At 33.9% G+C, this 13,946-nt stretch carries 10 protein-coding genes and 4 pseudogenes; 12 read left to right on the top strand and 2 right to left on the bottom strand.

The window, feature by feature from the left end; translation table 11 throughout:
* The first annotated feature begins 344 nt into the window (after nt 1–344).
* The 10 genes and pseudogenes from F960_RS21045 (at nt 345) to F960_RS20995 (ending at nt 11,437) form a co-directional block, all read left to right on the top strand.
* On the top strand, nt 345–3,128 hold the full coding sequence (locus F960_RS21045) for a type VI secretion system Vgr family protein (RefSeq protein WP_004871673.1): 2,784 nt from the start codon (nt 345–347) through the stop codon (nt 3,126–3,128).
* A complete protein-coding gene (locus F960_RS21040; RefSeq protein ID WP_004871671.1) occupies nt 3,115–4,572 on the top strand; it encodes a hypothetical protein in 1,458 nt (485 codons plus the stop codon). Before F960_RS21045 ends, F960_RS21040 begins: the two co-directional genes overlap by 14 nt.
* On the top strand, nt 4,569–5,729 hold the full coding sequence (locus F960_RS21035) for a hypothetical protein (RefSeq protein WP_004871669.1): 1,161 nt from the start codon (nt 4,569–4,571) through the stop codon (nt 5,727–5,729). The genes F960_RS21040 and F960_RS21035 overlap by 4 nt, the downstream gene beginning before the upstream one ends.
* Nucleotides 5,730–5,743: 14 nt before the next feature.
* Nucleotides 5,744–6,916 carry a hypothetical protein gene (locus F960_RS21030; protein ID WP_004871666.1) on the top strand — a complete coding sequence of 391 codons (1,173 nt, stop codon included), beginning with the start codon at nt 5,744–5,746 and terminating at the stop codon, nt 6,914–6,916.
* Nucleotides 6,901–8,628: pseudogene (locus F960_RS21025) on the top strand (RHS repeat-associated core domain-containing protein); the annotation flags it as partial. The gene F960_RS21030 and the pseudogene F960_RS21025, both read left to right, overlap by 16 nt.
* Before the next feature lie 323 nt (nt 8,629–8,951).
* Entirely contained in the window at nt 8,952–9,386 is a 435-nt protein-coding gene (locus F960_RS21020) for a hypothetical protein (protein WP_004871660.1), read from the top strand.
* Nucleotides 9,387–9,425: 39 nt separating this feature from the next.
* A pseudogene (locus F960_RS23085) lies at nt 9,426–9,983 on the top strand (RHS repeat-associated core domain-containing protein); the annotation flags it as partial.
* A gap of 106 nt (nt 9,984–10,089) precedes the next feature.
* A complete protein-coding gene (locus F960_RS22855) occupies nt 10,090–10,365 on the top strand; it encodes a hypothetical protein (protein WP_035374227.1) in 276 nt (91 codons plus the stop codon).
* Nucleotides 10,365–10,901, top strand: a complete 537-nt coding sequence (locus tag F960_RS21000; RefSeq protein WP_004871654.1) for a DUF4303 domain-containing protein — start codon at nt 10,365–10,367, stop codon at nt 10,899–10,901. Before F960_RS22855 ends, F960_RS21000 begins: the two co-directional genes overlap by 1 nt.
* Nucleotides 10,902–11,233: 332 nt before the next feature.
* Nucleotides 11,234–11,437 carry a hypothetical protein gene (locus F960_RS20995; RefSeq protein WP_004871652.1) on the top strand — a complete coding sequence of 68 codons (204 nt, stop codon included), beginning with the start codon at nt 11,234–11,236 and terminating at the stop codon, nt 11,435–11,437.
* On the opposite strand, the gene F960_RS20990 is transcribed toward F960_RS20995, so the two are convergent.
* A complete protein-coding gene (locus tag F960_RS20990; RefSeq protein ID WP_004854881.1) occupies nt 11,400–12,362 on the bottom strand; it encodes an IS30 family transposase in 963 nt (320 codons plus the stop codon). The two genes, F960_RS20995 and F960_RS20990, sit on opposite strands and share 38 nt — an antisense overlap.
* Before the next feature lie 77 nt (nt 12,363–12,439).
* On the opposite strand from F960_RS20990, the gene F960_RS20985 reads away from it, so the two are divergent.
* Both F960_RS20985 and F960_RS23080 read left to right on the top strand, forming a co-directional pair.
* A complete protein-coding gene (locus F960_RS20985) occupies nt 12,440–13,099 on the top strand; it encodes a hypothetical protein (protein ID WP_004871648.1) in 660 nt (219 codons plus the stop codon).
* A 50-nt stretch (nt 13,100–13,149) separates the two neighbouring features.
* Nucleotides 13,150–13,755, top strand: a pseudogene (locus F960_RS23080) (RHS repeat-associated core domain-containing protein); the annotation flags it as partial.
* A gap of 6 nt (nt 13,756–13,761) precedes the next feature.
* On the opposite strand, the pseudogene F960_RS22055 reads toward F960_RS23080, so the two are convergent.
* A pseudogene (locus F960_RS22055) lies at nt 13,762–13,946 on the bottom strand (IS30 family transposase); the annotation flags it as partial.

Below are 13,946 nucleotides of genomic sequence, written 5' to 3'. Positions count from 1 at the left end.
GAATAATCTTTATACCATAGACAAATATTACAAAAACTAAAGGTGAAAATCGTAAAAGTAACGACCAAGATCTCTAAATTATGTGTTTTTTATGATTATTTTCAATTTGTTACTATTTCTTTATAAATAGATTTAATTTCATCATTGTGTAGTTTTTTTTAATTATTTTAAACAATCGCAGAAATACGTCTTTCTATCCATAACCAATTAGAAACTAGATATATATTTCAAATTTAAGCTTAATTTATTGACTAAAAATTATTCGTTGTTACAAATTAAAAACCATAAATTTTATAAAATTTAGTAGCATAACGCACATAAAATGAGACATACCTCACACTAAAATGAATCATCAAATAAAATTATTTGGCAAAGCTTTGCCTGAAAGCGAGTATGGGACACCATATTTTTGGTTTGACTCACTATCAGGCTCGGATAAGATCAACGAACTTTTTGAATACCAACTTGTGGTTAAAGTTCGTGATGAATTTCACAATCCTGCACATGGTTATGCAGGATTAGAGGGCTATGTACCCAAACAACTTGCGCAAAGTGGCGGAAGTCCTGCATCTGATCTAAATCTACAAAGTTTGATCGGTACAGAAATTGCTGTTGCGGTGAGACTGGATGGTTTAAAGCCTGATTTTTCAGGTTTAGGGAATATCAATGATATCTCAGGGGATAGCACCTACCAAAGCAACCTTAATGGCACGCGATATTTTCGGGGATTGGTCAATCGGGTTGAGGCTTTGGCTGTTCGTAACCGTCATGCCATGTATAAACTCACGTTGGTGCCATGGGTATGGTTATTAACTAAAACCAGTAATTATCGAATATTTCAACATAAAACCGTTCTGCAAATCATTGAAGAAGTGCTGCAACCTTATCCCTATCCTGTGGATTATCGTTGTAGTCAAAGCTATGCAGCATTGGACTTTCAAGCACAATACGGCGAGGATGATTACAGCTTTATCCATCGCTTGATGCAAGAGCATGGTATCAATTTTCATTTTGAACATAGCCAAAACCAACTGACCTTTGTCATTTCAGACCACAATGCTGCCTATAAGGAAATGGAGGCGACAGGCTATCGTAACCTAAGCATTTACCCGCCAAATCAACGCTTCCCAGATACTGCCGAATACATTGAGCACTTTGAACCTGTCCAGCAATTGGTATCAGGAAAAGTGCAGCTCAGCGATTACCAATTTAAACAACCAAGCCTCGTGCAATCAGCACAAGATCAATTCCTTTGGGATCACGATTATGCCGAGCAAGAAATCTATGAATGGCAACAAGGTGATTTTTTAACTGCGGATGAAGGCGGGCAAAACAAAGCTAAAAGCCGAGTTGAGGGACTTTACCAGCACGGTTATCGAGCAGAAGGACAAGGTAAGTTAAAAGGTTTACAAACAGGTTATCGCTTCAATCTGGACAATCACCCTAATAGCGAATCCAATCGGGGTTGGTTGGTATTGGGTACGCAAATCACCATCCAAGATATAAGCCAAGAAAAGGCTGATAACCAATTTTATGATTCAAATGTTAGATTTTTAGCACAACCTGATGAACAAATCCTACGTCCAGATCTGACCCGAAGGAAACCGCAGGGACATCCACAAACCGCGACAGTGGTAGGTCCAGCAGGTGAGGAAATCTATACAGATCAATATGGACGAGTAAAAGTTAAATTCCACTGGGATCGTCTCGGAGCACAAGCTCAAGAAGAGGGTGCGGATACTGGTGATGGAACCAATACCTGTTGGCTACGTGTTTCTACTGCTTGGGCAGGCAATAACTTTGGTACGATTCATTTGCCCCGCATTGGTCAGGAAGTGATTGTTGATTTCTTTAATGGCGATCCTGATATGCCCTTTGTATCGGGGCGTTTGACCAATCCAGAACAAATGCCTGTTTGGGAGTTGCCAAGTCAAAAGGCTCTTTCAGGAATCAAATCCAAAGAACTCGGTGGAAGCCAAGCCAATCAATTGGTGATGGATGATAGTAAGGGACAAGTACAAGTTCATTTACGTAGTGATCATCAAGCCAGTGAACTCAACCTTGGCTATATCACTCGGATACCCGATCCTAAAGGACGTAAAGACTTTCGAGGTGAAGGTTTTGAATTAAGGACGGATGGGCATGGGGTGGTTCGATCGAGTAAAGGACTATTTTTAACAACCTATGCAGCTGAAAATGCTACACAAGGAATGACTTATAGACCTGAATCTTCGATGTTATTTAAAACATATTGGGATGTTAATCATGAAATTAAACAAATGATTGATAAATCAGTAACGCCCATTATTAAAAAAGTAGAAGATGAAACATCAGCGAGAAATAAAATAATTGGTTCAGAAGATACTAAAAAAGGCTATAAGTTAGCGGATTCAAACATTTTAATGAGTTCTCCTAGTACAATAAGCATATTGTCTAAAGATGACTTCATTGGTTTTTCAGAAAAACAAGTCAATTTAACCAGTAAAGAAAATTTAGATTTGAATGCTGGCGCTAATTTTTTACTTTCTTCATTTGAAAATACTCATATTACAGCTCAACAAAATATGAGAATCAATGCTTTAAAAAATGATGTAGAAATCCAATCACAAACAGCCAATATAAAACTCCATGCAAAAGAATTAATAAGTATAGCGACTGAAAAAAATAAAATAGAATTGACGAGTCCTGAGGAAATCAATATTAGGGTTGGAGGCTCTTATATTAAAATTGCTAAAGATGGGATTGAATTGGGAACAAGTGGAGATATCGTTTTACATGCTGAAAATCACAATATGAGTTCTGCAAAAACTAGTAGCTTTAAGTTACCAGTATTTAATAAACAAGATAGTTGGATACAGCTTGCGCTTAAAGAGCTAGAAGATAATAGCCCTATAAAAAATATTGATTACATCATCAAGTTTAATAGTGGTAAGGAAATCAAGGGAACATTGGATGAAAAGGGTAATAGCCCTAGACATGAAGTTGATGAAAGTGGTATTGCCAATGTCGAGTATAAGTTTCCTGATGGACAATTAGCCCCTCCCTATAAGAAATATGAAAGTTTTGATGCTGATTTTGATACAGCATTTCCTTCCTTAAATATGGATAATAAATATGGAAATGAATGATTTATACAAAGCCGTTAGAGCTTTTAATAGTCAAATACAATCAGCTAAAGAGGCTGCAAATTGGTTTTGGGGCGTATTGCAGGGAGATTTTAATGAAGATCAGACACCATCTCAAGTTATTGCAAATGTCGGAATTAGTATTGCTGTAAGTACTACTGGAGTCGGTGTAATAGCCGCCTGGATTCTCGATTTAAGAGACTTTATAGCATGTGTATATCATATTTATGAAGATGGTTCTAAAGAAGGTAGTTTTGACTTTAAAAAAGTCAGTCCAATTTTATGGATTGGACTAGTGATTATGGTTATTGGCGTTATTCCATTTTTAGGTGATGTTCTGAAAGGGGTATTACGAATAATTTATCTTCAATTTATAAAACTGATAAAAACAACATCAAAAACTGCGACAAGAATTCTGTTTAGAAAGGCTATTGAAAACTCAATGCCTTATATTGATGAATTGCTTGCACATGAGCAGGTGAAGAAGTTTCTAAAAGCAAAGGGATGGGTGAGACCTTATAAAGAGTTAGCAAGAGAACTAAAATTAAATTATAAAAAAATTACGTCTCCTGATCAGCTTTTAACAGTATATGATTTGATGCTACAGCGTGCAGATAAAATATTTACCAAATCAGAAGCTCTTTTGCCTAAAAATGCTAAAACACAATATCAAGCATTAAAAACTAGATTAAAACTTGTAAGGGATGGTTTTGAAATATCTTTAAAGAATAATACGCAACAATTAAATGAGTTAATTGAGGAGCTAATTATTGCTTTGGAAAAACATGATAATGCATTATACAAAGCCGTCTCTGGAAAAATGTCTACTCATTATTATGGTAAAGCTTTAAAAGGAACTAAAGCTTGGGAAGAGGCTAAAAAATTACCTTTTTTAAAAAAAGAAATAAAATTTAAAGCTTTAGAACCTAATAAGAATTTCATGAAGAATGTTATCGAAGAAAAAATTAAAAAAGGTTATCCTGAAATTGATGAAGGTATAGTTAGAACTTTTCATACGATTAATAATGGAATTATTAAAGGTCCTGCTAAACTTTATCGTGTAATAGATCCTTCGAGTAATCCAAGTGGAATGTTCTGGGTAACTGAAGATGTATTTAAACAATTAAAAAATCGTAATGATTGGCGTGATAAACTAGCGGTAAAAGTAGACTGGAGTGCAAATGGGCAATACGTTACATTAGATATTCCTGCTGGGAAAGAATTAAAAGTTTGGCGAGGGCCTGCTGCAACGCAACCTTTCGATGAAAGTTCAGACCTTAAATTATTTTATCAGGGAGGTACTGAACAAATTGTATTTAAACCGAATGAAACAACTTTCAAAGTTTCGAATAGAAAAGAAACCAATTGGGAATATGTTGATAATGAAAAACAATTATTAACGGATAGAGTCATTATTAATTTAGATGGAAGTGAGCCAAGAAAATGATTTTAGATTTATTTTTACCTAAGAAAGAAGCACCTAATGATAAATATTTATTAAATCCATATTTTCAGCTTACCAGTTGGTTATTATACAAAATGTACGATGCGGAATCAGGTGAAAGACTAAAAAATTTACTCATAGAATTGAAAGAACTATTACTTAGTTTCGATAAAGTCAACAAAACTCATTTTAATGAAAATTTTGACAATTGGAGTCCTTATAATATATGGATGGATATAGCAATTTCAAAATATATTAACCCTTATATTGATACTCTAAAGGAAAGAATTTTTTTAAAACGCAATCATCCAAATCAATTTTATTCATTTTATATAGACTTTTATACTTTTACCCGAATGGTACAAGAAAAAGAACTGCTCTTCGCTCCAGCTTTTTTAGATAAAATTTCTAAAATCGAATATGATAAAATCACAAAAAAAGTATTAGATTTTGACTGGTTTTTAAAACTAGGAGATCCGAGAGATAATGGCTTAGGAATTGATACCGCATTAAATTATATTGCAGATCATAAGCAAAGAGAAAAAGGGGTTTTAAATGATGTGTTATTTGAAGAACCAGAAATATATCCTACTTATTTAATTTCACCTAAGAAATTCAAAGTAAATGATAAGATTGAGTTAAATGGAGTGTATATTCCAGATAATCCTCTAAAAGCTAGTAAGGTGTTTAGTAATACAAGTTTAGAGCAGTTTTATAAGAGTTCTATATATTCAATTGATATTCCAAAATTAAAATCACCAGTAAATAGTGTACAAGGATATATTGAATATGGATTGTATGACATTTATTCTGAATATTATAATAATCCTGTTGATCCCATTGATGTTTTTAAATATATAAATAAGACAGAAATTGCTACCGATTGGTACTTTGTTAAGGAAATTCCACCAAATACTGAAGGCATTCCCAATAACCCATTGCGTTTAGAAGATTTACGCTATCCTTTAAAACAAGGTGAAAAGTATATAAGTCTGGATGAAATAAAACAAAGAGATGAGTATGTATATGATAATCCAAATGCGATGGTTGAGAATTATGGACAAGTAGCATATCGTTATGAAAAATATTATCGAGATTATTTATTAAAAAATGGTGTGAATGAAGATGATTTGATGCCTTATCAAAATGTTAAAAAGTAGATTGGTTATTTAAAATGATCTTTGATTTTTTTAAAAGAAGCAGCATAAAAAAAGAATATAAATATTTGCAAAATCCTTATCTTCAGATTGCTTGCTGGACGATGTATCGTGTACATGATCTTTCACAAGGAGAGAAGTTATTGCAATTGGTTATTGAATTGAAAGAAAAGGCATTGGAATTTGATGCTATCAATAAACAAAAGCATCGTGAAAACTTTGATAACTGGAGTTTTTATAATGTATGGTTGGATGTAGTTGTTTCTCAGTTTATTAACCGTACCATTGATTCTTTACAAGAAAAAATATTGATAAAAAAAAATCATCCTGAGCAATATGTAGAGTTTAGTGCGGTGAATGTAACGGATCTTAGTCGTATATTTACTGAGAAAACAGTATTTAATCAAGGACAAGAACCAACGGCTTTTCCCTCTAAACAAGCAGAAGAAGAATTTTATCGAATTCTAGATAAAATAGGACAGCTTGATAATATGTCGAATCTAGGCGGTTATTATCATGCAGGCGAACTATTAGGTAATTTTTTTAATTATATATCTGACAACAAGGAAAGAGAAAGAAAAATTAACTATGATGCGCTAGATACACTTCGCGAACCTGAGATTTATCCGACCTATTTGGTTTATCCTAAACCATTCCATACTGAGCAAAAAGTTGAAATTCAAGGTGCTTATATTACTGATAATCCATTAAAAACATGTGCTTTTTATTCATCTTCTGCCGAAGAATTTTTTCAAACAAAAGTTAGTGCTGATGATTTACCCAAATTGGATCATCCCATTCAAAGAGTAAAAGGAGAAATTGAATATGGCTTATATGATCCAAGTTCACCTTACTATGATAATCCATCTAACCCTTATGACATGTACGCTGATGGTAGCGATGAATGGATAGATACAGATTGGTACTTTGTTAAGGAAATTCCACCAAATACTGAAGGCATTCCCAATAACCCATTGCGTTTAGAAGATTTACGCTATCCTTTAAAACAAGGTGAAAAGTATATAAGTCTGGATGAAATAAAACAAAGAGATGGGTATGTGTATGACAATCCAAATGCGATGGTTGAGAATTATGGACAAGTGGCATATCGTTATGAAAAATTTTATCGAGATTATTTATTAAAAAATGGTGTTAATCCTGATTTGTTGATTCACTATCAAATGAAATAGACTTTGATGGTAAAGAAACCATTTATCACTATTCAGAAACTTCAGGTGAATTACAGCGCAGTGTCGAGTTAGCAAAAGCAACGAATCAACCATCACCGATCCATCGAGTTCAATCATTTGAGTTTGATGCTATGGGACGATTGATCGGACGTACTGCAGGATTTAGTGCACAACTTGAAAAGCTCGTGCTTGAAGACGGCGATGAACAAACATTACTTGAAGGACGTATCACAGAAGAATTTGCCTATGATGGCAATGGACAACTGATCCAAGCGAAAAATCCTGAAAGTCGAGTGCAATATTTTTATGATGAAGTGGGTAATCTTCGTCATGAACACCATCATGATCATAAAACCCAACGGACAGCAGTTTGGCAACATGTGTATGATGAACTGAATAATCGCACCACAACCCATCGCCCAGATGGACAAAAAGTGGATTGGTTACTCTATGGTAGCGGTCATGTTTATGGTTTGGCTTTAAATGGTGAAGATAGTGTTAGCTTTAAACGTGATGATCTACATCGTGAGATTGAACGCCATTACGCCAATGGAATCAGCCAACAACAGCAATACGACAAAGTCGGGCGATTGATCTTACAAAATATTGAAAAAGATCATGAAGCAGGTTATCAAAACCAAAATGCAAATGCGCAAACACAAACTAAAGCATTACTCAAACGTTTATATCATTATGACAAAGTAGGGCAACTCACTGATATTCATGATAAACGTCGTGGACATATTGAATATAAATACGATCCTGTAGGGCGTTTACTGCAAGCCAATAGTTCACTGGGACGAGAAACTTTTGCTTTTGACCCTGCAAGCAATATTATCAATCCTAATAAAAACAATCAGCAACGACATCAAGATACCTATTACGAGCAGACCCATAAACATGGCTATAACAGTTTAATCAACAACGTAGTCAAAGATTATTTAGATCAAAAGTATCAATATGATGACTATGGGCAACTGATTCGACAAATGAATGGCGGACATATCCAATACTTCGAATGGGATGCTTTAGGTAGGCTCATCCGCAGTAAAAATGATAAAGCCGAAACCCATTATCGTTATGATGCACTTGGTCGACGTATAGAAAAGTTGAAAAAAGATTTATTAAGTCGAGGCTATAGCGAAACGACGCAATATGGTTGGGATGGAGATACCTTAGCATTTGAGTCTGGCAATCAATATACCAAGCATTATGTTTATGAAATGGGGAGCTTTGTACCACTCATCCAAGCGACCTATCGTCAGCAGATGAATCAACACCAAACACCTCAATGGGAACATGGTTACGACTATGATAAAGATCCGTTGTGGCATACTTCTCAAAAGGCTGAGAAGTTTGATCGAGTATGGTTTTATCACTGTGATCATCTTGGTACACCACAAGAAATGTCGGATCAGACAGGTGCGATCGTTTGGACGGCAGAGTATAAGGCTTGGGGTGAGTGTAAACCTGAAAACCATCTCAAACGTGATATATGGGACTCAGAAATCATCACCAATAATATCCGTTTTCAAGGGCAGTATTATGATCAGGAAACGGGATTACATTATAATCGGTACAGGTATTATTCACCTTATGTAGGGAGGTTTATAAGTAAAGATCCGATTGGGTTGTTGGGCGGGAATAATGTATATAATTATGTGTCAAATCCAACCAGTTTGGTAGATCCTCTAGGATTAAGCCAGTGTAAAGTTATTGAAAGAAAAAAACCTGTATTAACAACAGGTGATAGTAAAAAAGGTTGGATACATATTGATGAAAGACATATTACTGGTAATCATTCAAGTGGACCAGGTGATTTATTTCCTAAAGGAACTACACGCATACAGGTTAAAAAGGCAATTGATGAAGTGGTTATGAAAGGGAAACGGGTTACAGAAGATCCATGTCGAAGGATACAAACTTTTGAAAAAAAGGTAGTCGTGAATAAAAGACAAGATTTAGTTCGTGTGACAGTTGATACACAAACGAATATTGTTATTACAGCATTTCCAGTAATTACAGGATCCTAAAAATGAGTATATGTAATATTAAAATCCAGTTTTATGATAATGAAATAGACGGGTTTAGTCTGGCAGATCTGACAATAGAAATAGATGAAACAGTATTTTCGACAAAAAAAAATGTTAAATATAGATTAATGATATTTATAGTACTAACTGATTTATTAGATGGATTAATGAAACTGCTTAAAAAGCAAAAAAAAGAATATAAATTATTAAGTATATCTTCTTCATTTTATTTAAATTTTTTTATCAAAGATGATTATATTTTTTTGGTCGATGAGATGAAAGAGAAAAAAGTGTTAATCAGCCAGTTTATAAATTCTTTAAATATTGAGCTATACCAGTTATATAATTTGGTTAAAGATAAGGAAGATGCAGCAATTGAAGATTTTTTGGAAGCATATTTCAGTTTTAAATCACTTTTAAAATCATTAAAAATATAGAAAAGATTTTTTAGATACGCTCATTCACATTAAATTGGCTTTGTACCACTGATTCAAGCGACCTATCGTCAGCAGATGAATCAGCACCAGACTCCACAATGGGAACATGGTTATGACTATGATAAAGACCCGTTGTGGCATATAACCCAAAAGGCTGAGAAGTTTGATCGAGTATGGTTCTATCACTGTGATCATCTCGGTACACCATAAGAAATGTCGGATCAAACAGGAGCGATCGTTTGGACGGCAGAGTATAAGGCTTGGGTGAGCGAGGAAAAGCAAAGCACTGCTTTGCCCGAAGCGCAAGATGAGAGCTGTGCTCGAATAGTAAACCTGAAAATCATCTCAAACGTGATATATGGGATAGTGAAATCATCACCAATAATATCCGTTTTCAGGGACATGAGCAAAGACTGAGCACTGCTCAGTCTGAAGCGCAAGGATGATGAAACAGGACTTCACTATAATAGATATCGTTATTATTCGCCGTATGTAGGGAGGTTTATAAGTAAGGATCCGATAGGGTTATACGGTGGTATAAATACTTTTGCATATGCACCGAATCCGATTGAATGGATTGATCCATTAGGATTGGCATGTAAGTCATGGTTGGTAAAAGCTTTAGAAGCAGGGCACACTATACCAAAGAATATGTCAAGTCCACATGGGCATCATATTGTATTTAAAGGAAAATTTGAGAAAAATGGATACACACCATATATTAACAATATCGAAATCTATTTTAAGAAAATATGGTATCGATCCTGTAAATGATCCTGCGAACTTAATGATCGCAAATAATGGTGAAGGAGTCCATACAATTGATAATGCAAAGAAAGTATCGTTTGGACTAACACAAGCAGATAGGGAGGTCAGTGATGCAGTAAAATGCGGTAAAATTTCTGTTACACAATCAAAACTGATAATGCGAGCGAAGTTGCAAATGATAGGGCATGAAGTATTTGGAGGGTATAGATAATGGATAGTTGGCATAAATTTCATTTAAATCAATTAGCAAGTTTAATTGCAGATGAGTTTGTTATTTTATATAAAAAATATACGACTCATGGAGATCATCTTTATGCTGCGGCATTGATTACGGATGATGACGCCTTAACTACATATATGATGATTTCAACTGAAAAAAGTAAACTTCAAGAACATAAGGGCATAGAATGGGAACCAAATGCTTGGGTGCAAGGGTTAGGAGATGATAATGATACAATAGGTATTAGAGCTTTTACTCCTCTCATGATGAAACATTTTGAAGAAGATATAGTACCGTTATTTCAACAAGGATTTGATTATAATATTGAATTAAATAAAAATATAAAGCTTTTTGAAGAAGCTATGGTGAAAGCTAAACGAGACTTAATCACTAAACTTGGGGATCAAATTAATGATATTGTTTTCTTTGTTTCAATTTTTGGGGAACCAGAAATAGCCATTAATTCTGCAAAATTAATCAATAATGATTCACAGAATTTACGAACATTTTTGCAAAAGAATAATTAAATTTTCTTTTATAGAAGTTAAATTCAGTGTACTTTTCATAAACCTTAGATTCTCAGACGAAGTGAAGCAGAGATTAACCAGGTGGGAAGCAAAATGAGACATCATTTTGCTTACAAACAGACCAAAGTGCAAAGTTGCACAATGAACTCCACCTCATCTAACTCAAGAAGAAAGATTTCAGATTTATATCTTATAACGTAAAGGTTTTTTTGCATGTGTTATACTCTTTGATACTGAATCGTGCTCCTATCTACAATAATTTGTAATCAATCAACAGGTTAAAAAAATGGAGATTGGGCTAGAGGTATTAAGTCATCTAGGATGATATTAAATTGAAAATTGAAAAAATTGATTATGCAAAAAAATTAATTAAATTTGATAAAGTAGTTGAGGCCACAAAAGTTCTTGAAAAAATTCTTAGTGATAGTAATGATAAAATATTATCAAGAAATATTATCGAATTATTACTTAATGATATTGAATTTAAAAATGGCGGATTCAAGCAGCAAGTGCAACAGTATAAAAACCAGCCATAACTTCACTTGGCGTATACCAGCCTAGTGTTTTTCTAGGACGATGGTTGAGTGAAAATTCTATCTGCTCTATTTCATCGTTTGACACGTCATCAAACGATGATGATTTTGGCAGATATTGCCGGATTAAACCATTCGTATTTTCATTTCTAGCTCGCTGAATAGACTTGTAAGGATCAGCAAAATAAGTATCTATGCCGACATCAGTAATTCTTTTGTGTTCGGCAAATTCCTTTCCATTATCAAATGTTACACTATAAGCATGGCTCATTCGTAAACGATCTAATGCACAAGTAATCGTTTTAGAGGATGCTCTCGTTGACCCTAAATGAACAATATGTACGTACAGGCTCTTTCGATCAACGAGGGTTAATAAAGCTCCTTTATGATGTTTACCAATCACCGTATCACCTTCGAAATCTCCTAAACGTTGTCGCTGATCAATGACCTGGTCTCGGCAATGAATACTTGTTTTATCAATGATTTGCCCTCTACGATCCGTGTTTTTGTAACCTCGTTTTCGATATTTCTTCTGATGCCTTAAGTGTAGATGGAGGTTACCTCCTTGTGATTTATCTTGATAAATGTGCTGGTAAATCCACTCATGTGAAGGTACATCCAGCCAACCGCGTTGTGTTAAAGCACCTGAAATTTGTTCTGGTGACCAGTCTAAGCCAATTAAGTAATCAATATAAGCGAAGGCAAATGCTGTCATGGATGATGAAGGATGGTACCGTCTTTGACTTGCAAATTTCGCTGCCTGTTGAGCTCTATATCCACGTTGCCCAGTATTTCTTTTTAACTCACGGTAGATGGTTGATCGTGAACGCCCTAACTCCCGAGCAAGGCTAGCGATTGAACTTTTACTTTTCAAAGTAGCATAAATTTCGTATCTTTCATCTTGAGAAAGTTGGGTGTATTTCTTCATTGTGTGCTTTCCAATTGCGAGTTGAAAAAGTCTAATGATTCTATGAATACACCTAACTTTTTCAACTAACTACAAGTGTGTTGCACTTGGGATTTGAATCTGCGAATCATAAAACTGATTCTGATAGAATTAATTATCTTATAGGATTATTTAAAAGTAATGATGGTGAAGAGGAGAAGATTAAAAAATTTAAAAAAAAACTAGAGGAAAAAACAATCCACAAAAAAGAAAAATTACTAGATTTTAATGATGAATTTAGCAACCTTTTTTTATATTTTGAGAAGTTTTTTTTAACAAATAATCTTGAATATAATTTAAACAACAAAGAACTTAAAATTGTTGATTTTAATATAGCAAAAATAATAGCGCATGATCAAGATATAGATGAACCATTTGAAAGTTGGAATGATTTAAGAAGTAGTGTTTCTAAAAAAGTATATAGCATAGTTTATGAAAAAAAAATAAATATAGATATATTCGAGAAAAAAATAGATCAATTAAATCAAATTTTAGAAAAAAAATTAGAAAGTAAAAATACAGTTTTTTATTATTTTTTAGATGATATGGAAAGCGATATTCATCTAATTTTAATGGCAATTTACATTGGATATTCAGAAAAGTTAATAAATCTATTATTGGAGGCTTATAAGAGTAATTTTTTACCTTGTGGTTGGGAAGGAGAATATCCTTTAGGTAATTTGTGTATAACAAATGGTATGTTGAATTTAAAAAAATAGGAGTTTTAAGATAAATATAATTCCAAAATCACATGAAGCTTGATATATGAAACTCAAAAATCATCACCAATAATATCCGTTTTCAGGGACAATATTATGATGATGAAACAGGGCTTCACTACAATAGATACCGGTATTATTCACCGTATGTAGGGAGGTTTATTTCCAAAGATCCAATTGGATTATTGGGTGGAGAGAATAATTATCAGTATGCACCGAATCCAGTGGAGTGGATTGATCCATTAGGGTTGGCAAGGAAGCAAAAAAACTCAAAAGAACTAGGTAAAAATGTTACTGGGCAATGTAGTTGGTCAGGTAAGCAGGCGCATCACTTAATTCCTGAAACTTTAGAAAACAATCAACTTTTAAAAGATATTGATTTTAAAATGAATAGTGCTTCAAATGGTATAATGTTACCAGAAACACCAAATGCTTATATAAGTGAACATATTGGTGGTCATGCTATTTATACAAAAGCAGTTGAAAGGGAACTAAATCATATTGGTAAAAAGTATGTAAATGAAGGTGATCGTAAAAGAGCTGTTCAAGATCTTCAACGAAATTTAGACTCAGCATTGAGGCATAAAAAACTTTCACTTTATAAAACAAAATGTGGCAAACCTACTGGTCTGAAAGATGGGGATTGGGATAGGTAGGTGGATTCAAACATGAGGTGCGACAGTTTTAAAACATTTGTGATAATCAGTTAGTCTCGAAAACTCCTCTAATGGCGTCAACCAGTTTAATGCTTTTCTTGGTCGTGTATTTAATGACATGGCAACTTGATTTAAATAATTTTGATCAGCTTGGTTTAAATCAATTCCTTTCGGTAAATACTGCCGTATAA

It is taken from the genome of Acinetobacter gerneri DSM 14967 = CIP 107464 = MTCC 9824, from assembly GCF_000368565.1.
Classification (GTDB): domain Bacteria; phylum Pseudomonadota; class Gammaproteobacteria; order Pseudomonadales; family Moraxellaceae; genus Acinetobacter; species Acinetobacter gerneri.
Note: the sequence above shows the minus strand (reverse complement) of the source record. Positions and strands in the feature narration are given on the sequence as shown.